General features: G+C 45.2%; 27 protein-coding genes and 1 tRNA gene. 16 read left to right on the top strand and 12 right to left on the bottom strand.

Going from position 1 to position 22,622, the window contains the following annotated elements:
- Window positions 1-211: 211 nt before the first annotated feature.
- From HY58_RS05145 to HY58_RS05125, 5 genes are all read right to left on the bottom strand, one after another.
- Complete coding sequence (locus HY58_RS05145; protein WP_216593772.1) at window positions 212-652, bottom strand: nuclear transport factor 2 family protein; 441 nt, start codon at window positions 650-652, stop codon at window positions 212-214.
- Window positions 653-665: 13 nt separating this feature from the next.
- A complete protein-coding gene (locus HY58_RS05140; protein ID WP_039128884.1) occupies window positions 666-1,250 on the bottom strand; it encodes a cupin domain-containing protein in 585 nt (194 codons plus the stop codon).
- Between the two features lie 773 nt (window positions 1,251-2,023).
- A complete protein-coding gene (locus HY58_RS05135) occupies window positions 2,024-2,533 on the bottom strand; it encodes a hypothetical protein (protein WP_052323859.1) in 510 nt (169 codons plus the stop codon).
- Window positions 2,534-2,549: 16 nt separating this feature from the next.
- Window positions 2,550-2,975, bottom strand: coding sequence for a heavy metal-binding domain-containing protein (locus HY58_RS05130; protein ID WP_156123578.1), 426 nt, complete (start codon window positions 2,973-2,975; stop codon window positions 2,550-2,552).
- A 194-nt stretch (window positions 2,976-3,169) separates the two neighbouring features.
- On the bottom strand, window positions 3,170-3,787 hold the full coding sequence (locus tag HY58_RS05125; RefSeq protein WP_039128879.1) for a trans-aconitate 2-methyltransferase: 618 nt from the start codon (window positions 3,785-3,787) through the stop codon (window positions 3,170-3,172).
- Between HY58_RS05125 and HY58_RS05120 the strand changes: the two genes are divergently transcribed.
- A complete protein-coding gene (locus HY58_RS05120) occupies window positions 3,786-4,319 on the top strand; it encodes a 23S rRNA (pseudouridine(1915)-N(3))-methyltransferase RlmH (RefSeq protein ID WP_253271505.1) in 534 nt (177 codons plus the stop codon). The two genes, HY58_RS05125 and HY58_RS05120, sit on opposite strands and share 2 nt — an antisense overlap.
- Window positions 4,297-4,977 (top strand): rhomboid family intramembrane serine protease, encoded by a 681-nt coding sequence (locus HY58_RS05115; protein WP_052323858.1) that lies wholly within the window; start codon window positions 4,297-4,299, stop codon window positions 4,975-4,977. The genes HY58_RS05120 and HY58_RS05115 overlap by 23 nt, the downstream gene beginning before the upstream one ends.
- On the opposite strand, the gene tilS is transcribed toward HY58_RS05115, so the two are convergent.
- On the bottom strand, window positions 4,961-6,334 hold the full coding sequence (gene tilS / locus HY58_RS05110) for a tRNA lysidine(34) synthetase TilS (RefSeq protein ID WP_039128875.1): 1,374 nt from the start codon (window positions 6,332-6,334) through the stop codon (window positions 4,961-4,963). The two genes, HY58_RS05115 and tilS, sit on opposite strands and share 17 nt — an antisense overlap.
- Window positions 6,335-6,436: 102 nt before the next feature.
- Between tilS and HY58_RS05105 the strand changes: the two genes are divergently transcribed.
- The gene (locus HY58_RS05105; protein WP_039128871.1) at window positions 6,437-7,111 is read left to right on the top strand and encodes a hypothetical protein; all 675 of its coding nucleotides are present in this window, start codon (window positions 6,437-6,439) and stop codon (window positions 7,109-7,111) included.
- Here the strand turns inward: HY58_RS05105 and HY58_RS05100 are convergent, their stop codons facing one another.
- Window positions 7,112-7,423, bottom strand: coding sequence for a lipopolysaccharide assembly protein LapB (locus tag HY58_RS05100; RefSeq protein ID WP_039128869.1), 312 nt, complete (start codon window positions 7,421-7,423; stop codon window positions 7,112-7,114).
- Between the two features lie 111 nt (window positions 7,424-7,534).
- On the opposite strand from HY58_RS05100, the gene HY58_RS05095 reads away from it, so the two are divergent.
- The 6 genes from HY58_RS05095 (at window position 7,535) to HY58_RS05070 (ending at window position 12,930) form a co-directional block, all read left to right on the top strand.
- The gene (locus tag HY58_RS05095; RefSeq protein ID WP_039128866.1) at window positions 7,535-8,278 is read left to right on the top strand and encodes an electron transfer flavoprotein subunit beta/FixA family protein; all 744 of its coding nucleotides are present in this window, start codon (window positions 7,535-7,537) and stop codon (window positions 8,276-8,278) included.
- A gap of 33 nt (window positions 8,279-8,311) precedes the next feature.
- Window positions 8,312-9,274, top strand: a complete 963-nt coding sequence (locus tag HY58_RS05090) for an electron transfer flavoprotein subunit alpha/FixB family protein (RefSeq protein ID WP_039128863.1) — start codon at window positions 8,312-8,314, stop codon at window positions 9,272-9,274.
- Window positions 9,275-9,316: 42 nt separating this feature from the next.
- The gene (locus HY58_RS05085; protein WP_039128861.1) at window positions 9,317-9,913 is read left to right on the top strand and encodes a bifunctional nuclease family protein; all 597 of its coding nucleotides are present in this window, start codon (window positions 9,317-9,319) and stop codon (window positions 9,911-9,913) included.
- A 21-nt stretch (window positions 9,914-9,934) separates the two neighbouring features.
- Window positions 9,935-10,804 (top strand): 4-(cytidine 5'-diphospho)-2-C-methyl-D-erythritol kinase, encoded by an 870-nt coding sequence (gene ispE / locus HY58_RS05080; protein ID WP_039128859.1) that lies wholly within the window; start codon window positions 9,935-9,937, stop codon window positions 10,802-10,804.
- Window positions 10,805-11,095: 291 nt separating this feature from the next.
- Entirely contained in the window at window positions 11,096-12,337 is a 1,242-nt protein-coding gene (gene rocD, locus HY58_RS05075; RefSeq protein ID WP_039128856.1) for an ornithine--oxo-acid transaminase, read from the top strand.
- Window positions 12,334-12,930, top strand: coding sequence for a VIT1/CCC1 transporter family protein (locus HY58_RS05070; protein ID WP_156123577.1), 597 nt, complete (start codon window positions 12,334-12,336; stop codon window positions 12,928-12,930). The genes rocD and HY58_RS05070 overlap by 4 nt, the downstream gene beginning before the upstream one ends.
- Here HY58_RS05070 and HY58_RS05065 read toward each other — a convergent pair.
- Both HY58_RS05065 and HY58_RS05060 read right to left on the bottom strand, forming a co-directional pair.
- Complete coding sequence (locus HY58_RS05065; protein WP_052323857.1) at window positions 12,919-13,323, bottom strand: hypothetical protein; 405 nt, start codon at window positions 13,321-13,323, stop codon at window positions 12,919-12,921. The genes HY58_RS05070 and HY58_RS05065 overlap by 12 nt on opposite strands.
- 61 nt (window positions 13,324-13,384) lie before the next feature.
- Window positions 13,385-13,458, bottom strand: a tRNA-Cys gene (locus HY58_RS05060).
- Between the two features lie 79 nt (window positions 13,459-13,537).
- Here HY58_RS05060 and HY58_RS05055 point away from each other — a divergent pair.
- The 4 genes from HY58_RS05055 to HY58_RS05040 are packed head-to-tail and all read left to right on the top strand — an operon-like array spanning window position 13,538 to window position 16,672.
- The gene (locus HY58_RS05055) at window positions 13,538-14,413 is read left to right on the top strand and encodes a nucleoside phosphorylase (RefSeq protein ID WP_039128851.1); all 876 of its coding nucleotides are present in this window, start codon (window positions 13,538-13,540) and stop codon (window positions 14,411-14,413) included.
- A 32-nt stretch (window positions 14,414-14,445) separates the two neighbouring features.
- The gene (gene dapF / locus HY58_RS05050; RefSeq protein ID WP_172644600.1) at window positions 14,446-15,234 is read left to right on the top strand and encodes a diaminopimelate epimerase; all 789 of its coding nucleotides are present in this window, start codon (window positions 14,446-14,448) and stop codon (window positions 15,232-15,234) included.
- A gap of 44 nt (window positions 15,235-15,278) precedes the next feature.
- On the top strand, window positions 15,279-16,217 hold the full coding sequence (locus HY58_RS05045) for a magnesium transporter CorA family protein (RefSeq protein WP_052323856.1): 939 nt from the start codon (window positions 15,279-15,281) through the stop codon (window positions 16,215-16,217).
- A complete protein-coding gene (locus HY58_RS05040; protein WP_039128848.1) occupies window positions 16,217-16,672 on the top strand; it encodes an NUDIX domain-containing protein in 456 nt (151 codons plus the stop codon). The genes HY58_RS05045 and HY58_RS05040 overlap by 1 nt, the downstream gene beginning before the upstream one ends.
- A gap of 36 nt (window positions 16,673-16,708) precedes the next feature.
- Here the strand turns inward: HY58_RS05040 and HY58_RS05035 are convergent, their stop codons facing one another.
- Both HY58_RS05035 and HY58_RS05030 read right to left on the bottom strand, forming a co-directional pair.
- A complete protein-coding gene (locus tag HY58_RS05035) occupies window positions 16,709-17,440 on the bottom strand; it encodes an SIMPL domain-containing protein (RefSeq protein WP_039128845.1) in 732 nt (243 codons plus the stop codon).
- A 17-nt stretch (window positions 17,441-17,457) separates the two neighbouring features.
- Window positions 17,458-17,760 carry a hypothetical protein gene (locus HY58_RS05030; protein ID WP_039128842.1) on the bottom strand — a complete coding sequence of 101 codons (303 nt, stop codon included), beginning with the start codon at window positions 17,758-17,760 and terminating at the stop codon, window positions 17,458-17,460.
- 74 nt (window positions 17,761-17,834) lie between these two features.
- Between HY58_RS05030 and ahcY the strand changes: the two genes are divergently transcribed.
- Window positions 17,835-19,163, top strand: coding sequence for an adenosylhomocysteinase (gene ahcY / locus HY58_RS05025; protein WP_039128839.1), 1,329 nt, complete (start codon window positions 17,835-17,837; stop codon window positions 19,161-19,163).
- Between the two features lie 132 nt (window positions 19,164-19,295).
- Entirely contained in the window at window positions 19,296-20,141 is an 846-nt protein-coding gene (locus tag HY58_RS05020) for an endonuclease/exonuclease/phosphatase family protein (protein WP_039128836.1), read from the top strand.
- 13 nt (window positions 20,142-20,154) lie between these two features.
- On the opposite strand, the gene HY58_RS05015 is transcribed toward HY58_RS05020, so the two are convergent.
- The gene (locus HY58_RS05015) at window positions 20,155-20,661 is read right to left on the bottom strand and encodes a hypothetical protein (protein ID WP_156123576.1); all 507 of its coding nucleotides are present in this window, start codon (window positions 20,659-20,661) and stop codon (window positions 20,155-20,157) included.
- Between the two features lie 54 nt (window positions 20,662-20,715).
- On the opposite strand from HY58_RS05015, the gene HY58_RS05010 reads away from it, so the two are divergent.
- Window positions 20,716-22,620 carry a beta-N-acetylhexosaminidase gene (locus HY58_RS05010; RefSeq protein WP_039128831.1) on the top strand — a complete coding sequence of 635 codons (1,905 nt, stop codon included), beginning with the start codon at window positions 20,716-20,718 and terminating at the stop codon, window positions 22,618-22,620.
- Window positions 22,621-22,622 lie beyond the last annotated feature (2 nt).

The following is a 22,622-nucleotide window of genomic DNA, read 5'->3' as shown; positions in this document are numbered from 1 at the left end:
TGGGAGCGCCACCAGTTTAAATTCTATTTGCATCTGCTGCTACTTCCTGCATTCCGGCAGATGACTTGGCGGTTTACAATGCTTCCTGCGAATCGAATACATTTTAATACCTAGTGTATCTTTCATTTTCTTTATAGCATCGCTCTGCATGTTATAACTATCCATTGCAGGATCATCATATGCCGGCATCGATGGAGAATCATCAGGGGGGTTATTTTAATACCTGGCGGTTCTTTCGATAGGAATTCTTAATGGCAATTTTTCCATCCCGGAATGTAAATAAGTCGCACCCGGTAACTTCCACTTTAGTACCATCGCCCCGGGTTCCTGTAAATACCCATTCAGAGAAACCCCTGTTTCCGGATATGAAATGTTTTGATTTTCCCCAGTGAGCATCGGGGTAGGTTTTAAAGACTATTTCAAAAGCTTTTCTGACCTGCTCCTGACCCGAGAACTTCTCACCGTTTGCATCAGGACCTGCGGATGCTTCAAACACACAATCATCTGTCATGTGCGCCATCACTGCATTCAGGTCATGTGTATTAAATGCATCGGCAAAAGATTGCAGAAATTTTTCGTCAACTCTTTTATCTGACTGGGCCATAAGCAGCATTGGAATGAAAAACAGGATTATTAAAATACTATGCTTCATATTGTACACTAATCTATTTCTGCGGTAAGGATTTATCAATCGTAAGTGCTGGTCCAACAACTTCAAATCCGTTATTCTGCCTGAATTTGTGTTTTTCTTCAGCTGATAATTTTGAATAAATTCCTTCACTCAGCGCTTTAAAATGCTCTTCCATTTTACCTGCAGGCTGAAAAGCCATTAACAGGCGGCCTATCCCTTCATTGGTTTTGGCAAATGCATGTGGCACCATACGCGGACCAAAAATGCTATCACCAGCTTTTGCGGTAAATGTTTCCTCTCCCACCTTAAATAGAAATTCTCCCTCCAGGATGTACCACCACTCATCCTGTTCGTAATGGTAATGAAGTGGCGGCCCTCCCATCCTATCCCTGGTTGATTCAAATATGTATATATCGCCATTCGTATCTTTTGAGGAAACCTTGGTATAAAATACATCTCCCTCCATAAGGGACTGGGGTTTATCAAACCGGTCTTTACCAGCCAAAACCCTTATCCCTTTATCCACTCTTTTTTTCTTTATTTCTGCCAACAAGGTGAACGGAGCAGCCAGGAATGCGCCGGCGCTCAGGCATGCATTCAGGAATGTGTTACGGTTCATACAGAATTAGAATAAGGTTTAAAAATGTGATTCCTAATCTGAAAACGCACAGGACTGTTACACAGAGTCTACTATTAAATTTACAAAAGCTTATTGATTAATTAAGGCCCGCTTTTCCACCAGGTCTATTCCTGCATTGCCGCCTGTTACATAGTAATCTTTCCACTTAGGTCGATCCCTTCGATTACCTCGCTGGCCGTTGAATGCTCATTGAATTCTGATCCCACAGGCTGTTGTAACCTGCCTCCATCATTGTTTTGTTCATGGTTATTATTTTTTTTTGATGAAACAAAACTAGAATGAAATGAAATGGATCAGTTTGTTGAAAGGTCCTGATTTGCTTTGTTGAACGCTGGACAAGTACAAATCGTAAGTACTAAGAAAATTAATCGCTAATAATAATTGTAATGATTTTTTTACAAATCGCAAGTACATGGAATGCTAGTCCCAAAATGGCTGTGCATTGATTTCTTACAAATCGAAACTAACATTTGCTTATGTATTATACTTTCGATTTGTAAAACCCCTCCCCTACAAAACAATATATTTTCTCAACAATCCCTTCGCCCCACTTTCTATTTGTAAAATATCTCAGCATCTTAGAATTCATCACCCCTTTCCGGCTACTTTCTATTTGTAAAATATCTCAGCATCTGAGCATTCATCACCCCTTTCCGGCTACTTTCTATTTGTAAACCCGGAAAAATATATTAACGCTAAAGGAAAATAGATCTTAACTGCAGGGTTTATGGAAAGCAGGTAATCAATGCCGTTCAGATGATCTTACTGGTTTCCAAATCTAGTGGGGGTACAGATCTTTCAGCAATCATTTTCCTGAGCAGGGAAATTTGTCCTAAATGATAATAGCTATGCTCAATTACGGCTTCAATATTTCGGTGGTAGCTCCCATATTTTTCATCTACAAAGGGCTGGTCTAATTGTGCATTTTCCATCCCTTCAACCTGGCTACAGAACACCTCTGCATTGAACAAAAAATCATTCATTAATTTCTGCCAATCTTCTGATGACTGTATGGGTGGAAAATCATAACTGTACTTATCACTGATCTCTAGTTTTCCACCGTTGAACACTTTTATGAGTCCGCCTATATAGTAGTTAACATGAAAGGTGATCGCTGCAATTGTATTTAGGTTATCAACATTTTGTATTGCCTGTTCCCAGCTTATTTTCTCTAATTGCTCTTTGAAATTGGTGTTGGCAATCCAATGCCCATTGAGCAATACTTCCCTAAGCCTGTTTGCTAAACTGGTACTCCTTGTCATCCCTCCCTTTCGGTAATTAATGATTATGCCCTGAATGATCGTCTTTCTTTTTCATATCCATGCCACACTTTGCACATTTACCTGGCTTATCACTGGCCTCATCAGGATGCATTGGACAGCTATATTCTTTCTTATCTTTCTTCATCTTTACCAGGTCCATATTGCATTTGGAGCATTTGCCGGGTTTAGCACTTACTTCTTCGGGGTGCATGGGACAGCTATAATGCTTCTTCTCCTTCTTTGCCTTTACCAGGTCCATATTGCATTTGGAGCATTTGCCGGGTTTATCGCTAACCTCATCGGCATGCATGGGACAACTATAACTTGCCTTCTCCTTTTTTTCCTTCTCCATCTTTTCAGGTTTCGGCGTGGGGTCCTGGGCAAATAAAGAAACAGACAGGATGGTGAAAGCTGCCATCAACAGCATTTTTATGGTTCGCATAATTGAATCGTTTTAAATTTTAAGGAATTATTGTTTTCCTTATTGTAGATACAAATTTAACCTATTTCCACAGGAGGCGCATCCTTTTTAAACCGGAAATCGCAGTATTGATGTCCCTTATCCAGTCGACTGTTTTTTGGGTTTGGCTATCAGGAAGCAAAGCTGATGGCAACATGGTGTGGAGACCATAAAATTTAGTTATTCTTCTTCTTAAAACTGCAGAAAGTAAAATGTTGCACCACTCCGGCGGGGGTTATATGATCATCCTGTATGCATTTTAACTTTTCAAAACCCGACTCAAATTCTCTTGTAAGGGCTTCTGAAGAATATTGTTTTACCACCAGTCCGCTGCATTTCTCCGGACCGTTATCCGCAAAGGTTCCTATGGTGAGATACCCTGTAACTGCCGATCGGGCAATAGCAGTATAGGCAAGCCTTTGGGCCTCAGTAGTAAGGAAATGGAAGGTGGCCCTGTCGTGCCAGCAATCAAATTTTCCGGCTGGATTAAAATCGAGGATATCAGACAGTATCCATGTTACGGCACCTGCTTTATGCCCGAGTCTTTTCTTTGCATGTTCAATAGCTGTTTCTGAGATATCCAAAACTGTTATATCCTGGAATCCTTCCTCCAGCAAATAATCAACCAGTTTACTATCGCCGCCGCCTATATCTATTATCCTTGCATTTTTCGGCAGGTTGAAAGAGTGTATGAATTCCAGTGAGGGTTTTGGTATAGGCTGCGCCCAACTGGTTTTTCCAGGCTCGTTATTTTGGTATACCGCTTCCCAGTGGCCTTTGTTATATGACTCCATGTTACAAATCTCCCGCTTCAATTGCTGCCGGTATGTGACTTTTGTCGCAAGAGATTATCTTGCACCCATGAAGATCCAGCTCTGGACAATCGGTAAACAACAGGATGCCTCCACCAAGGCGGCAGTAGATGATTTCACGCAGCGCATCAACCGCTACTTCCCTTGTGAATGGAAACTGCTGCCGCCATCAAAGGCCACTGATCCCTCACTGATAAGGAAGGCTGAATCACAAACGGTTATGCAGTCGGTACAGAAAGAGGATTACCTGGTGCTGCTGGATGAGCGGGGTAAAAATATCAGCTCTCCCGAGCTGGCAACCCTCTTACAGCAACGCGCAAACGAAAGCAGGAAACAGGTCATCTTCCTGATCGGGGGCGCTTATGGTGTGGATGCCGTTGTTCGTGAGCGGGCCGATTTCACCTGGAGCCTTTCCAAACTGGTATTTCCTCACCAGGTAGTGCGATTGGTTCTTGCCGAACAGGTATACCGGGCATGCACCATCCTGCGCAATGAAAAATACCACCACGATTAATTATCTTGCCGCCATGTTTAGCATTACCCTATCCATTGTAATTATCACAGTAGTTATTTCCTTCATTGCTTTCAACAATGAAAAGGTGAAAGAAGACCTGCTCTTCTGGCCAGCGGAGATCGATAGCCGAAAACAATATTACCGCTTCATCACCTGCGGTTTTGTTCATGGCGATCTCATGCACCTCGCCTTCAACATGATCTCCTTCTGGAGTTTCGGAGAGTTCCTTGAAGTGGGTTTATTTTCCCATCCAACCCTCTTTGGAAGCAATGGCAAAATGATGTTCCTGCTGCTTTATTTTCTTGCACTGATCTTCTCTGTGCTGCCCGATTATTTCCAGCACCGCAATAATTTTTCCTATCGTGCCCTGGGCGCTTCCGGTGCCGTATCGGCGGTGATCTTCTCAGCCATCATGCTGCAACCTGGTATGCCATTGAGGTTGCTATTTATTCCTATTGATATCCCCGGTTATATTTTTGGTTTTATATTCCTGGGCATCTCGGCCTACCTCGCAAAAAGAGGAGGAGATAATATCGGTCACCGCGCCCATTTCAGCGGCGCCATCTTTGGCGTTCTCTTTACCATTATAGCAGCCAAACTACTTGCCGATTATGATGTGATGAGTCACTTCATTGAAACCATCAAATCGAGGTATTAGTAAGCGGTTCGAATTTAAATTGGAGGATTTTTCTTGTTGATGTACTGACGCGGAAACGATCATCGATCCTTTGTGCAATTACCCAGATAATTCTACCGGAAGATTCTATCACCCAGGTCTTTTCTTTCTGGTTTCGACTTAGTTTATTATCAATGAAAAAGCGTGCAAGTTTTTTCTTTTTTCGCATACCCAGGGGGTAAAAATAGTCACCTGCCTTCCATGGCCTTAAAAGCATAGGGAAACGTATATCAGCAGCGTCGATCCAGCCATCCTGGCTATTTTCTGAAATTGGTTCACCTGAATAGGCTTGAATTTTCCACTGAAGAATTCCCTCGCGGAATTGAATCTTTCCTTCCTCCCCTTCCAAAAGAATAATTCCCGATGCCTCTGTGGGTAAGGGAGTAAGCACCAGCCAGTTCCTGTTGCGCAGAAGCCGGTGGGTAGGTGAATCAATATATTGCCCTGTCTGGCTCTCGGCCAACGTTTCGAGGTCTGCCATCTGCCCGCTGCTAAATCCAAAGGGATGCAGCCACTCATATAGTATTGCCGCCTTCCCCGGTAACTGTTTCCACTTCAGGATAGGAACCTGTTGTTCGGTCTCTTTTCTTAATACCAGTTTCTCCAACTGCCTTTTCATTGCGGCCATATAAAACTTCTCTATATCATACAGGTGACGCGCGCTATCATTTATATTTTCGACAACAGTTGGGTACTGCTCTTGTAAAGAAGGGATAATATTATTGCGAAGGAAATTGCGGGCATATTTTGATTCTGCATTGCTGCTGTCCTCCACCCATGTCAACTGCTTTTGAGCAGCATACGCCGTGATATCATTTCTACTGGCAAACAAAAGTGGGCGACGGATATCTTCCCGCAATGGTAATATGCCGCGAAGTCCCGCGAGTCCCGTGCCCCTGAATAAATTCATCAACACTGTTTCGGCATTGTCATCAGCATGGTGGGCAGTGAGCAGGTATTTTATTTCAGTAACAGAACCCTTACGATCATTAATAAGCTGTTTAAAAAATGCATAGCGAAGTTCCCTTGCCGCTACCTGTATAGATAGTTTTTTGTCCTGCGCATAATCACGGGTATCATAACGCGCCACGGCAATGGGCACACCTAATTGCTCCGCCAGCTTCCTGCAGAAATCTTCATCCCTGAAACTCTCCTGCCCCCGGAGCTGGAAATTTACATGGGCCATTTCAAAGCTATATCTTCCCTCATGAAGGAGATGACAGAGTACCACAGAATCAATACCACCACTAACGCCCACGAGCAGCCGATCATGCTTCGAAAACAACGAATGCTCTTCGATAAATTGCTTAAAGCCAACTGCAAGGTCTTTTTTGCTCATCTGGATTGCGTATATATCCGGGTATTTTTACGATAATAATATGCTTCCTCCTCCCGTTAGTGTGGCATATTCGCTTCAGCGATAACCTTAAACCGTACCTGAATGCCTGAAATAGGTCCACTTATAGCTGTAATTGATAATCTCACCCTCTTAGCGTTGCTGCTCACCGCTGCAATTTTACTGATTAAAAAGGGATGGGAGCAGAAATTACAGTTGTTTATCCTGCTCCATGTACTGTATAACCTCTTCCTTTTCGGGATCGTTTATATATACCCGATGGATTCCCCCACTTTCCAGGCCATCAGCAACCTAACCATCCATATTGATACAATAACCGGCTTACTTTTCTTTTATTTCCTGTGGGATGATATCCGTTACCGGAAATTCCTGCTCATCACCATCATTCCTGTTATCGCCACCTGGATGCTGACCCTTTTTATTAAAGGCATCTACCGCAATACTTTCTGGAACCAGCTGCTGCCCTCTTTCTGGTATATGCTGGCTGCCGGTTATGCAATGGTCCTCCTCTACAGGAATTCATCACTGACGGTTAATACCGTTTATGTGAGTCGCTTCCTCCTGATCGCCGGCTTCCTGTTCTATAATTTTATCTTCCTCGTACTCCAAACATTTTATATATACTTCACCAGCATAAGTGATATCACCGATGCGTGGAATATCAACTACTGGGCTTATTTTATCTTTCGCCTGCTAATGCTTGCCGGAGTCATATTCTGGTTCCGGAAGCCCGCTGCCCTGCAACCAATAATGCGCTGATCAGAAAGTAAGCTCTTCCAACGCAGAACGCAATTCACCAAATGCATGCTGGTCGCCCACCCGCCCTGCCGCTTCCATTCCCTTCTGGTAGCAATGCACTGCACCCTCGGTGTCGCCTGTACGCTCCAGCAATTTTGCCAGGTGGTAATAACTGCCAACATAATCAGGATTGGCAGAGAGGATGCCTTCAAATAGTTGCCGGGCCTGCTCATCATCACCCGTTTTAATGTATTCCAACGCCAATGCATGTTTGAGAAATGAATCAGCGGGACAGGCGGCAAGGAATTCCTTAAGTTTTTGTATGCGGTCCATAATTCTTGAAAAATTTATTTGAGCTGCAACTCTAACTATCTTTGAACCTATTATATTTGTACAACGATTAGTTGCATAAACAACTTTCAAACATTACATAATTGCAGCTGTATGAAAATTTTAGTTTGTATCAGTAAAACGCCGGATACCACGGCAAAAATAGCCTTCGCGGATAACAACACGAAATTCGCTGCCGACGGCGTTCAGTGGATCATCAATCCCTATGACGAATGGTATGCTTTGGTTCGCGCCATCGAGCTGAAAGAAAAGGACCCCTCCACCATTATCCATCTTATCAATGTTGGCGGCGCCGATGCTGACCCCATTATCCGCAAGGCCCTTGCCCTTGGCGGTGATGAAGCCATCCGGGTTAACACAGACAGTACCGATTCCTTCACAATTGCCAGCCAGATCGCCAATGTTGCCCGCGAGGGTGGCTATGAGTTGATATTCACCGGCAAGGAAACCATTGATTATAACGGATCCTCAATTGGAGGCATGGTTGCTGAGTTACTGGATATGCCATTTGTATCGCTGGCCACCAAATTTGAGCTGGCAGGTAATATGGCTACCATCACCCGCGAAATAGAAGGCGGAGAAGAGGTTGCCGAGGTCAATATTCCTGTGGTGGTTAGTTGCCAGAAAGGAATGGCAGAGCAGCGCATCCCCAATATGAAAGGGATCATGGGTGCACGAACCAAGCCACTGAAAGTGGTGGAACCCGCTGCAGTGGAGGCCCTCACCAGTATTGAGCGTTTTGAATTGCCCCCGGCAAAAGCGGGTGTTAAGCTGGTATCGCCCGACAATCCGGAAGAACTGGTTCGCCTGCTTCATGAAGAGGCTAAACTTTTCTGATCACCTTATTCCATCATCATTCAATTGCTACGCATGTCTGTTCTTATTTATATAGATCAAGCTGAAGGCCAAATAAAAAAATCATCTTTCGAAGCAGCCAGCTATGGCGCGAAACTGGCAGAGCAAACCGGCACCACTGCAGAGGCCCTGGTATTGGGAAATGTTAGTGACGACCTCTCTGCCCTTGGGAAATATGGCATCAAGAAAGTGCATCATGTTGCCGATGCGCAACTCGATCACCTCGATGCTCAGTTGTTTATAAAAGTTATTGCAGAAGCAGCCGCGGCCAGCCAGGCAGATATCATCGTTCTATCTGCAAATGTGAATGGCAAGGCCATTGCACCCGGACTCTCCGCCCGCCTCAAATCCGGACTGGTAGCGGGTGCTGTTGCGCTGCCCGACACCAGTAATGGATTCGTAGTGAAGAAAGGCGTTTTCAGTGGAAAGGCATTTGCCAATATCAGGATCAACTCCCCTATTAAGATCATATCCCTCACCCCCAACGCTTTTACGCCGGTACTGGGAGAAGGCGTTGCAGAGGTAGCTCCATTTACTGCCACCATCGAAGCGCCGAAGGTTAAAGTTACCGCCACCAATAAAGTGAAGGGACAGATTCCGTTAAGTGAAGCCGAACTGGTGATCAGCGGCGGACGTGGATTGAAGGGTCCGGAGAACTGGGGTATGATTGAAGAGCTGGCACAATTGCTGGGAGCGGCAACAGCCTGTAGTCGTGCCGTTGCCGATGCACACTGGCGTCCGCACCATGAGCATGTTGGGCAAACCGGTGGATCCATCGCCCCCAATCTATATTTTGCTGTAGGCATCTCCGGTGCTATCCAGCATCTTGCAGGGGTAAACCGCAGCAAGACAATTGTTGTGATCAATAAAGATCCGGAGGCACCATTCTTCAAAGCCGCTGATTATGGTATTGTGGGTGACGCTTTTGAAGTGATGCCGAAGATCATTGAGGCGGTGAAAAAGCTGAAAGGCAAGTAAGCGGTTTTTTTTAGTAAAATGCCTTAGTTTCGTGCCTTCATTATGAGGAAGATAGAACTGGAAATAGTAGCCTTGTCGCACAGTATTACCCAAACACATTCATACGCAGTGGTGCTTGGGGAGGTGAATGGACTGCGCAGATTACCAATTGTAATCGGCGGTTTTGAAGCCCAGGCCATCGCTGTTGCACTAGAAAAAATGCAGCCCAGCCGCCCGCTGACACACGACCTGATGAAGAACTTCATGAGTGCCTTCAATGTTGACCTCACGGAGATCATCATCAGCGACCTGCAGGAAGGGATCTTCTATAGTAAACTGGTTTGTGTAGGGGAAAATGATACCGTGGAGATCGACTCCCGTACTTCTGATGCCCTCGCACTTGCCGTGCGTTTCGGATGCCCTATCTATACTTACGAGAACATCCTCGACAGTGCCGGCATACTCATGGAAGACAGTTCTGGCAAGACTAAAAAGCAGGTGGAAGCAGGAGCGCCAAAAGAAAGTCCCTCCGGCCGCGAAGACCTCAGCGCACTCAATCTCGAAGAACTTAACACCCTGCTCAGTGAAGTGCTGGAGCAGGAAGACTACCTACGTGCCATCGCCATCCGTGATGAGATCAACAGCAGAAAGTCACAATAATATATCGCTAAACTAACGGCCTTGATCGTTTTCCCAAATGCCAAGATTAACCTGGGATTACAGGTTAAAGCCAAAAGGCCTGACGGTTTCCATGACCTGGAAACCGTCTTTTTTCCTATTAACTGTACCGATATGCTGGAAGCGGTGCGTGCAGAAGAATTTGCGTTTACCACCAGCGGACTCCCCATCGATGCAGCCTCCGAACATAATCTTTGTATAAAGGCCTGGAATATCCTGGCAAAAGATTTTTCGCTATCGCCGGTAAAGATGCACCTGCATAAACAGATCCCTATGGGTGCGGGACTGGGGGGCGGAAGCTCCGACGGCGCATTCACACTATTGCTGATAAACAAATTATTCAAACTGGAACTTTCCGAAGAACTGCTTATCAACTATGCATTACAGTTAGGAAGTGATTGTCCTTTTTTCATTCAGAACAAACCTGTATTTGCAACCGGAAGGGGTGAGATCATGGAGCCGGTTGAGATCCCTTCGATGAAGGGCAAAAAAATACTGCTGGTAAATCCAGCCCTGCATATCAGCACCCGTGAAGCATTTGATCAACTTGAGTTGAAGGGAGGAAGTTCCGATCTCAGGGTGGTGGTGAAGGAGCCGGTGGAGAGGTGGAGAGATGGAGGGATGGAGGGATGGAGAGATGGAGAGATGGAGGGATGGAGGGATGGAGGGATGGAGAATGATTTTGAGGCGGGGGCAATCGCGAGATTTCCTGAGATAGCTCAGATCAGGGAAGAACTTTATAAGCAGGGAGCGCTCTATGCCGCCATGACCGGCACAGGCTCTACCGTATTCGGCATCTTCAACGAAGTGCCGGCAGGATGGGAAAAACACTTCCCCACCCATTATCGCTGCATGGCCACAACCATGGCCTGATTTTTCCCACTGCCTGAAAATTCCTATTTTCGTACAAAGCATTCTTATTAACTCACACAACACCATATTCAGCTTCCTGGCTGCTAACCTTGATCTTCTTAATCACTGACGGAGGAAAAGTAAGAAGTAAGAGGTAAGAGGTAAGATTTACGTTGGAGATGTACTGCGTTTTTTTGGGGTTTGTGGTGGGTTTCTTCTCCTGATTTTTTATAGGCGTTTTTCTATTCTCTCTTATCTACTCTCTATTGACTATTGCCTATTGACTATTGCCTTCAAAAAATTTCTTCCAAAATGTCATCAACAATCGCAACTATAGTTTCTGAAAAAACAGCCTATTTTCTTGGATTAGAAGAAAAGCATGGCGCACATAATTATCATCCATTGCCCGTTGTGCTTGAACGCGGCGAGGGTGTTTTTCTCTGGGATGTGGATGGAAAAAGATATTTCGATTTCCTTAGTGGATACAGTGCTGTTAACCAGGGGCATTGCCATCCGAGAATTGTGCAGTCGCTCATTGAGCAGGCATCTGTTCTGACGCTTACTTCCCGCGCTTTTCATAATAACCTGCTCGGGGAATATGAAAAATATATCACCGAATATTTTGGCTATGATAAGGTACTGCCAATGAACACTGGTGTGGAAGGTGGTGAAACCGCTATTAAACTTGCGCGTAGATGGGCCTATGTAAAAAAAGGTGTTGCCGAAAACAAAGCCAAAGTGCTGTTTGCTGAGAATAATTTCTGGGGAAGAACGCTGGCAGCGATCTCCTCTTCTACTGACCCAAGCAGTTATAGCAAGTTCGGTCCCTTTATGCCGGGCTTTGAGATCATTCCTTATAATGACCTGGCTGCTTTGGAAACAGCCCTGCAGGATCCGGATGTAGCAGCATTTATGGTGGAACCAATCCAGGGTGAAGCAGGTGTAGTAGTGCCGCATGATGGATACCTCACCGGCGTGCGCGAACTCTGTACAAAGTATAATGTACTTTTCATTGCTGATGAAATCCAGACAGGATTAGCCCGCACTGGCAGGATGCTTGCATGTGATCATGAAGGGGTAAGACCCGATATCCTGATCCTCGGAAAAGCATTAAGCGGAGGAACAATACCCGTGAGTGCGGTGCTGGCAGATGATTTCATCATGATGAATATCAAGCCGGGAGAACATGGATCTACTTATGGTGGTAACCCGCTTGCCTGTAAAGTGGCGATGACGGCACTCGCAGTTTTGAAAGATGAAAACATGGCCGAACATGCAGAAGAGATGGGTGAATTACTCAGAACAGAATTGGCGAAGCTTAACTCCCCTTATATTGAGACCATCAGGGGAAGGGGTTTGCTGAATGCTATCGTTATCCGCCACCCGAATCCGGAAGCAGCATGGGATCTTTGTCTGGCCCTGAAAGAAGCTGGTTTACTTGCCAAGCCAACACATGGTGATAAGATCCGCTTTGCGCCACCACTTGTTATCAGCAGGGAGCAGATACTGGAAGCGGTGGCAATTATCGGAGAATGCTTAAAACAATTTGATTGAGAAGAGATATAGCAATCGGAATGAGTGATGGAAGTACCGTGCCACTTGCCCTCGCGGCAGGGTTGAGTGGCATGGCCGTTCCATCTGATGTCATCGTTTTTTCAGGATTGGTAATTGCCTGTGTGGGTGCTATAGCCATGGGCATCGGGGCATGGACCGCCCAGCGATCTACCAATACCCAAACCATCAGCTCGCCCGACCTGATGGAACTTGGATTCTCCGAAAGCCAGCAGGAGCAGGCTATATCGGTGCTTCGTAAAGAACATAAGAACCTGGAAGATGTGATCAGTGTTCCTGACAAATCAAAAGAGAAAAATAATAACCAGGTATATCGGAGGGCAGCAATAACAGTTGCTATTGCTTATTTATTGTCGGGCTTACTGGTGATATTTCCTTACATCGTATTTAGTGACCCGGGGCGCATGCTTTTCACGGCAGCAATCATTGCTTGTGGGATACTGCTAATTTCAGGATACTATAAGGCTAAAGAAAATGGAATCAATCCACTCTTTGGCGCACTGCTCACAATGAGTATTGGTATTCTGGCAGCGGGTGCTGCTTTCGGGGTGGCGAAACTTATATCAGGCTCCTGATTTACCGGCTTTAATATCTGACTCACGGGGAAGTACGGCCATTACCATCTGCACAAGGGATGCTCCCAATAGGAGATACAATCCCCATTGACGAGATGGACAATCGCCACCATGACAAGTTGATACAAGAATATAATTCCTGACTGCCCAGGCAAGATTAAATCCAGCAAAAAAAAGATTGGTTTTCTTGGCCCATAGTTTTGGCACCAGGAATAATACTAACGAAATCGCACTCATAAATACATTCATGATACCTGGTTTACCAAAGCCTGTACCTTCAGTTGAAAAACCGGTTACAGGAATGTTCAGTCCCGGGATGATAACCCAGGTAAGAAAACAGGATATGATAACGAGCAAGGATGCGACTGCACCAACCTGGTTAGAATATTTCATGATAAATAATATGATGGTAACAAAAAAAGAGGACTATAGTTTTTATACCATAATCCTCTTTTGGAGGTCCCGAGCGGATTTGAACCGCTGTAGAAGCTTTTGCAGAGCTCTGCCTAACCACTCGGCCACAGGACCATTTAAAGAAGGGCGAAATTAGGGATTTTTATACATTCGTTGCAAATCTCTTCAAACTATTTTCATAAACGCATTGATCATGAAATCTATTGCACCTTCAGAATTAATCATTAACAATCGCGGTGCTATCTATCACCTCGACCTGCGTCCCGAAGAACTGGCAGAAACTGTTATCACAGTAGGCGATCCCGACCGCGTTGCAGCTGTCAGTAAATATTTTGACAGGGTAGAATATAAGCGTCAACATCGGGAATTCATTACCCATACTGGTTTTATCGGAAGCAAAAGAATCTCCGTTTTATCAACAGGTATTGGTCCAGATAATATTGATATTGTTTTAAATGAGTTGGATGCATTGGTCAATATTGATTTTGATACCCGAATGATCAGGCCTTCGTTACATTCGCTGTCAATTATTCGCATAGGCACTTCCGGGTCACTGCAGGCCGACATTCCCGTGGATGGATTTGTTGCCGGCACACATGGATTAGGGATAGACAACCTGTTGAACTTTTACCTGCATGTTCAGCATGAGGAGGAGCAGCAACTTATCCAGTCGTTCCTGACCCAAACACAACTGCACCAGAAAACTGCGCAGCCCTATATTACCAGTGCCTCCCCTTCGCTGATGAAGCATTTTGTGGAAGGCTATCACCAGGGCATTACCGTTACATGCCCGGGTTTCTATGGGCCACAGGGAAGGGTGCTGAGGCTGGGACTCAATAATCCCGACCTGGTTGACCGCCTGACTGATTTTCGGTTTGGTCAGCACAGGATCGCTAACTTTGAAATGGAAACATCCGCGATCTATGGACTGGGCCGATTGTTGGGGCATCATTGCCTTAGCCTGAATGCCATCGTTGCAAACCGGGTATCAAAGGAGTTTTCAAAAGACGGGCAGGCTGCTGTAGAAAAGCTGATTCAAAAATCAGTTGAGATAATTGCCGCCATTTAGCGCCGCCACTTAACCACTTAACCAGTGACCGTATGAAATTGGATTTTTTTAAGTACCAGGGAACCGGAAATGATTTTATCATACTTGATAATCGCAAAGGCCAGCACAATGCACTAACAGGGCCGGTGATACGCTTTTTGTGTGATCGCCGGTTTGGTATAGGTGCCGACGGACTCATGCTTCTCAATACAAAGAGTGAGTACGACTTTGAAATGAAATACTATAATGCTGATGGCAATGAAAGCAGCATGTGTGGTAATGGTGGCAGGTGCCTTGTGAAGTTTGCATACGAAACAGGAATCATCCGCACCACCTATCGTTTCCTTGCAGTAGATGGCGAACACGAGGCAGAGATCGATGAACAGGGAAGAGTGAGACTAAAGATGCAGGATGTTATCACCATCAATGAATTCAAGGGCGATCAGGTACTGGATACCGGCTCACCCCATTATGTAAAGACGGTTAAGAATATTGAGGAGATAGACGTGTTTGAGAAGGGACGTGAGTTACGCAACAATGATCATTTTTCGCCGGGTGGTATAAACGTGAACTTTGTAGAAACAACCTCTGATCATGAGATCAAGGTGCGCACCTATGAACGTGGCGTGGAAGATGAAACCCTGAGCTGCGGAACAGGTGTTACTGCATGTGCTATTGTGAATTATCACAATGAATTTGGCTTTAACGAAGTGAGGGTGCAAACCCGTGGCGGATGGCTAAGTGTGGAATTTGACCGCAACCATGATGGAAGCTTCACTAATATATGGCTCCGCGGGCCTGCCGAAAAAGTTTTTACCGGCACTGTGGAAGTTGGCGTATAAACCTCTTTTTGTGATTATAGCTTTTATCTGTTATTTGCAGCCACGTGATCCAGTACTTTAAAAATATCAACCACCAGACCGTTGCCATCAATAAGCCTGAAAACGGAGCTTGGGTGAATGTGCTGCCACCGCTAAAGCAGGAGGAGTTCACTGAATTGGCAGAGGCACTCGATATTCCGCTCGACTTCCTTACCGACTCACTTGATATTGATGAAAGAACGCGTTTTGAAGAAGACGATAATGTAAAACTCATTGTCATTAAAACTCCTACAGAGAACAATTCATTCAATGATAGTGACGCGTTTTATATTACTATTCCGATTTGTATCATTCTTACCCACAACCAGATCGTAACGGTAAACTCTTTTGAGAATGATGCCATCAAGAAATTCCTGAATACTTTCCAGAACCGTCATCCCGATAACCGAAAGCTGATGGTGCTCAAGATCATTGAGAAGGTAGTGCAGAACTATATGGAATTCCTGAAAGAGATCAACCACAAAAGAAACCTGCTTGAGCAAAAGCTTTATGATGCAAACAGGAATGAAGAGCTTTTGCAACTGATGCGTATTCAGAAGAGCCTGGTTTATTTTGTAACTGCGCTGCGCAGTAACGAGCTTTTGCTGATCAAACTGGAGCGAACTAATTTCCTTAGCCTGAATGAAGAAGAAAAAGAGATCATGAGTGATCTCATCGTTGACAATTCGCAGGCCCTGGAGATGGCAAATATCTATACCAATATCCTTTCAAGTACCCTTGATGCATTTGCCAGCATCATAGCCAATAACCAGAACGAAGTGTTGAAAAGACTTTCCGTTATAACCATCACACTTAGCTTTCCGGTATTGGTGGCTAGTATTTACGGCATGAACGTGCCTATCCCCTATGCCAACTCGCCCTATGCGTTTTACATACCAGTTTTTCTTTCCATGGCCATTTCGCTCGCCATTGGCTGGTTTTTCCTTAAGAAAAAGTTATTCTGATGTTTAATATCAGGGTTTATGGAATACTGATCAATGAAAACCGACAGGTATTGGTTAGTGATGAAAAGATCCGGGGTGGCTTTTATACGAAGTTTCCGGGAGGCGGACTAGAATTCGGAGAAGGAACCCGTGATTGCCTTGCCCGTGAATTCATGGAAGAAATGGAGTTGAAAGTTCAGGTTGGTGAACATATTTATACAACAGATTTTTTCCAGATGAGCGCATTCAATCCCTCCCACCAGATCATATCCATATATTATTTTACCCATGCGCTTGAAGAAATCAAAGCACCCCTCAGAACTATCCCCTTTGATTTTGATGAATCACAGCTACGCAAATACGAAGAAACCAATGAGATAGAAACTTTCCGTTTTATAAACTGGCATGAGTTCAATGAGGATGCTGTAACATTGCCAATTGACAAAATCGTTGCTTCCATGGTCAAATCGCGCTGATATACTTCCATCCCTCCATCCCCCATCCCCCCATCCTTACCGTGCCAGATAATCCACCTTCAACGTAATGCTCGCAGTCTTCTCCCTTGAGCTGGTATTGAATGCACCTCCATAACTGTAATCCTCATTCGAATTTTTACCGGTTATCTGGAACACTCCCATATTGGCTCTTTTCAGGTGACCCAATGATATGCCACTGCTCTTAGCGATTGTTTCTGCTCTCAGCTTTGCATCCTCTGATGCCTTGGCAAGCAGGTCGATCTTTAGTTCATTCAATTGTGTATAATAATAAGCCGGTGCCATGGAATTGAACTCCAGTCCCCGCTCGAGTAGTTCCGTCACTTCACGTGATACTTTTTCAACTAAGAGTATGTTTTTTGAATTTACCGTCACTCTACCAGTTAAAGAATAGCCAGTGAATGCGGAGCCTGTCATCCTGCCATTTTCATCATAACGCGAATCAAAAAGTTTTTGCATATCAACAGAGGAAAAGACAATCGCTGAATCGGGTATCCCCTTCCCTTTCAGGTAATCTCGTATTTGTTTCTCATCTTCTTTAAGAGATGCGTAAGCGGTGCGGAGATCCATCCCGGTTCTGGTAAAGCTTCCCCTCCATACTACCTGGTCGCTGGTGAAATCTTTTTCTGCAAGTCCGGTTACCGTAATCGTTTCCGTAGAGATGAATTTGTATTTATATGCGTTTGCAAGTATCAGTACACTGATAATTACCGCAACGCCGATGATGATCGCGCCAGCAAAATTTTTCATGAGTAAGGTTAAATATTCTAATGGTGGATTGATAATTTTTTGATCATCTCGGCACTTATATCATCAGCATAAACCCCATAGGCATTTACAAGAGTTCCCTTCTGCCCGTGTTTGGATTCTATGGCATATAAAATAGAGGAGTCCGACGGGTTGGTGGCACCTTCAAAACGGTGAACTTCAACGATCTCGAATTCTGATGGAAGGAGGTTAACCGGCGTCTCGTGGCAGGTGATACAATCAAAAGAAAGGTTAAAATCTATGTTGAAACCACGCTGCTTCAGCCCGTTTACGGCTTCTGATAAAGTATCGTAGGCTATCATGGCTTAAAATTGAAACACAATCTAATAAAACTTCCCTCAAATCAGTACCTTTGCGCCGAATTAAAAGAGTTAATATGTCCACAGTTACAAAATCAAACATTGATTTTACACTGCCTTATAAGGTAAAAGATATCAGCCTGGCTGAATGGGGTCGTAAAGAGATCCGCCTCGCTGAAGCTGAAATGCCCGGATTGATGGCATTGCGCACTGAATATGGCGCTACACAGCCATTGAAGGGTGCTCGCGTTGCAGGTTGCCTGCACATGACCATCCAGACTGCCGTGCTGATCGAAACGCTTGTAGCATTGGGTGCTGAAGTAAAATGGAGTTCCTGCAATATATTCTCAACCCAGGACCATGCTGCCGCTGCTATTGCTGCTGCAGGTATCGGGGTGTTTGCCTGGAAGGGACAAACCAATGAAGAAGCGGAGTGGTGTATTGAGCAGACCCTTTTCTTTGGTGCTGCCGACCGCCCGCTGAACATGATCCTCGACGATGGTGGTGATCTTACCAATATCGTTTTCGATAAATATCCTGAGCTGATACAGCATATCAGGGGACTAAGTGAAGAAACTACTACAGGTGTTCACCGTCTCTATGAGCGCATGGCTAAAGGCACATTGCCAGTTCCTGCATTCAATGTGAATGATTCAGTTACCAAGAGCAAATTCGACAACAAATATGGTTGTAAAGAATCTCTGGTTGACTCTATCCGCCGCGCTACCGATGTGATGCTCGCCGGAAAGGTTGCTGTTGTTGGTGGCTATGGTGATGTTGGTAAAGGTTCTGCTGCTTCTCTTGCTGGTGCCGGTTGCCGCGTTATCGTTACTGAGATCGATCCCATCTGTGCCCTGCAGGCTGCGATGGACGGATTTGAAGTGAAGAAAATGATAGACGCCGTTAAAGAAGCTGATATCGTTGTAACCGCCTCTGGTTGCCGCGACCTCATCACCGGTGATCATTTCCGCCTGATGAAAGACAAGGTGATCGTTTGTAATATCGGGCACTTTGATATTGAGATCGATGTGGCCTGGTTGAATACAAACTACGGACATACAAAAGATACCATCAAGCCACAGGTAGATATCTACACTGTTGATGGCAGAGACATCATTCTGCTTGCAGAAGGTCGCCTGGTAAACCTCGGATGCGCAACTGGTCACCCCAGTTTTGTGATGAGCAACTCCTTCACTAACCAGACCCTGGCACAGATCGAACTCTGGACCAACCACAGCCAGTATGAGAACAAGGTTTATGTTCTCCCTAAACATCTTGATGAGAAGGTTGCCCGACTGCACCTCGCCAAGATCGGGGTTGTGCTTGATGAACTGACACCCACACAGGCCGAATACCTCGGTATTTCAGGAGAGGGTCCGTTCAAGCCGGAGCACTACCGTTACTAATAACCCGTCTGACATCCGTCAGGACATACGTCAGACGCATACAAATTCAGCCCGCATTATTGCGGGCTTTTTTTTCTCCACCATCTGACATCTGTCCTGACGGATGTCAGATGGATAGTATTAATTTGCAGCATGACACTTAAACTCTTAGCGGCTTTATTTCTTCCCATCATCGCAACTGCACAGGAACCCCTGCATGTGATGAGTTTTAATATACGGCTTAATACACCAGCCGACAGTGCCAATGCATGGCCTTACAGAAAAGCATTTGTAGCAGAGCAGGTACTTAAAAACAAGGTCCATCTTCTTGGCGTTCAGGAGGCATTGCATGAACAGATGACTGATCTGGCATCGCTGCTCCCGGGCTATAAATATGTTGGCAAGGGAAGAGATGATGGCAGGGAGAAAGGTGAGTATTCTGCAATCTTTTATGATACAGCGAGGATCGAAGTTATCAATTCAGCTACTTTCTGGCTCTCAGAAACACCGGAAATACCAGGTAGTAAAAGTTGGGATGCCGCCATCACGCGGGTGGCCACCTGGGCGGAAGTTATGGATAAGATCACCGGCGAAAAATCATTCGTCTTTAATACCCATTTCGATCATATCGGAAAGGAAGCCAGGAGGCAGAGTGCTCTGCTGCTCCTGAAAGTTATGGAAGTAGTAGCAGGTAATTATGATGTTATCCTGACAGGCGACTTTAACGCCACCCCCAATGAACCACCGATCGTGGCATTAACCGACAAAGACAAACCTTATTACCTTGTCAACACCGCCAGTAAGAGAAAGAAGAAATTGGTTGGTCCCACCGGCACTTTCAATGGTTGGAAAACAGACTCATTGCCAAAGGAGCCCATCGATTTCATTTTCTATCGCGGTAAGTTCAAGGTACTGAAACATGTAACGATACTGGAAACCCGGGATGGCCGTTACTCCTCTGATCATTTCCCTGTATTGGTTCACCTGCGGCAGAAATAGGTCTGTAGGAAACTTATCTCGGGAGCGTTTTTGCCTCTTTTGCCATACAGGCGGTGAGCTGCATCAGCAGATCCTGTTGCTGCGGAGTGAGGCTGATGGCGGTAAGTTTTCCATTGCGATCGGAAAATGTTATGGATATCACTTTTTTTGTAGAGAGCCGGTTCATGGCGGTGGGGGTATATTGTCCACTGCGCATAGCAATATGAAAGAATCCATTGCAATTATCGCCACCGGTATTTTTCAGTTCAAGTTTCTGCTTACCACCTTCAAATAAAAATGTTGCTTCCGAACGGTCACCCATGCAATTTGCCATGGGATTATTGATAACGAAAAAATAATCCACCTCTTTGCTGGTGGCATCGATAGAAAGTTTTACCCCCTGAAGATCAATAAACCCGGTGGTTAGTTTGGGCTGGCCACTGAAATCGTCGGTGGTCTTCTGAAGCTTGCAATCCTGGGCATTTATTGAGTGAGAAAAAGCCAGCAGGCAAAGGGTAATGGTGGCGGACAAAATTTTCATGGGTGTAAAATAACATAATCCAGTATTTTCATTGCCCAATTTATCCCTCAAGTTATGTTAAGATCTTGCCTGATTACCCTACAATTAATTGTAAGCGTTCTTGTTTTTGGCCAGGGAACTGTTCCTGGTCCCAAACTGATTCCGCAGCCCGTCAGTATGCAGCCCGGAGCGGGCACCTATACCCTACCCAATGCCGTGAGTATAGACCTTAGCGACCAGGTGCCGGGGCTGATCACCATCAGCGAACAGCTTTCTGAACGTATCAAGTCAACCACCGGTTTCAATACCAGCATTGTGCGAAACATGCCGAATGCGGTGATCCGTTTACAACTCAACAAGCAGGCCGATGCCAGCCTTGGCAAGGAAGGTTACCTGCTGGAAGTGAATGATCGCGGTATCAGGATCAGCGCCAATGAAGCTGCCGGAATATTCTATGGACTGCAAACCATGTGGCAGTTATTCCCACCAGAAATTGAGAGCAAAACGGTGGTGAAAAATATGAGCTGGAAAATTCCGCATGTCAATATCAAAGATCATCCAAGAGTTGCATGGCGCGGATTGATGCTGGATGTTGCCCGTCATTTTTTTACCAAGCAGCAGGTGAAAGATTTTATAGACAATATGGTGAAGTACAAATACAATCGCCTGCATCTCCATCTTACTGATGACCAGGGATGGAGGATCGAGATCAAGAGTCTTCCCAAACTCACCGAGGTGGGAGCTTTCAGGGCAGAGCGCACGGGCCGCTGGGGCGAGTTCAAAAAACAACAACCAGGAGAAAAAAGTAACTATGGTGGCTTCTATACGCATGAGGATATCCGTGAGTTAGTTGCCTATGCCAATGCCAGGTTTGTGACCATACTTCCTGAGATAGATATTCCGGGTCATAGCCTTGCCATGATCGCTGCCTATCCTGAACTGGTTTGTACCCCGGGTAAATACCAGGTGAGTGTGGGCGATCGTTTCATGATCTGGCCGGGCAATGGTAAATTCTATGGCATACTGGATAATAATTTATGTCCGGCCAATGAGAAAGTTTATGAAGTGCTCGACAAAGTATTCACTGAAGTAGCGCAACTATTCCCTTATGAATATATCCATATGGGAGGCGATGAAACCTATAAAGGTTTCTGGGAAAAAAGTGCCGCTATAAAAGCCCTTATGAAGAAAGAGAACCTCAAAGACCAGCATGAGGTGCAGAGCTATTTCGTGAAGCGGGTTGGAAAGATCATTGAGTCCAAAGGAAAGAAAATGATGGGATGGGATGAGATCATGGAAGGCGGACTTGCATCAGGCGCCGCGGTGATGAGCTGGCAGGGAGAGAAAGGCGGCATCGAAGCAGCTAAAATGAAACATCCGGTCGTGATGAGTCCGAATACCTTCACCTATGTTGACCTCTACCAGGGAGATCCGCTTGCTGAGCCTCCCACTTATGGAATGGTAAGGCTAAGTAAATCATATTCCTTCAACCCTATTCCTCCTGGTGTTGATTCAGGTTATATACTTGGCGGACAGGCAAATCTCTGGAGTGAAAGATTACATACGGTAAGGCATGCAGAGTATATGCTATGGCCAAGAGGCTGGGCAATTGCTGAAGCAGTGTGGAGCCCTTTGGCGGTAAAGGATTGGAAGAGTTTTGTTGATCGCACTGAGGCGCATTTTACCCGCTCCGATTTTGCAGGTACTAATTATTCACGCAGCATGTACGACCCCATCGTTAATGTAAAAAAGGTGAAGGATTCAACCATTGAAGTGAGTCTGTCATCAGAAGTGGAAGGCATCAATATCCATTATAGTTTTGATGAGTTTGAGCCTGATACATTTTATCCGGTATATAAAACGCCATTGCAATTTCCGGCAGGGGCTTCCAATCTTAAGCTGGTAAGTTATCGTGATGGCAAACAGGTGGGGAAAAGAATCACGCTGCCGCTGGCAGATCTGAGAAAGAGAGCGAGATAAAA

This window comes from Flavihumibacter sp. ZG627, assembly GCF_000814325.1.
Taxonomy (GTDB): domain Bacteria; phylum Bacteroidota; class Bacteroidia; order Chitinophagales; family Chitinophagaceae; genus Flavihumibacter.
This window is presented reverse-complemented; position numbering and strand designations above follow the sequence as displayed.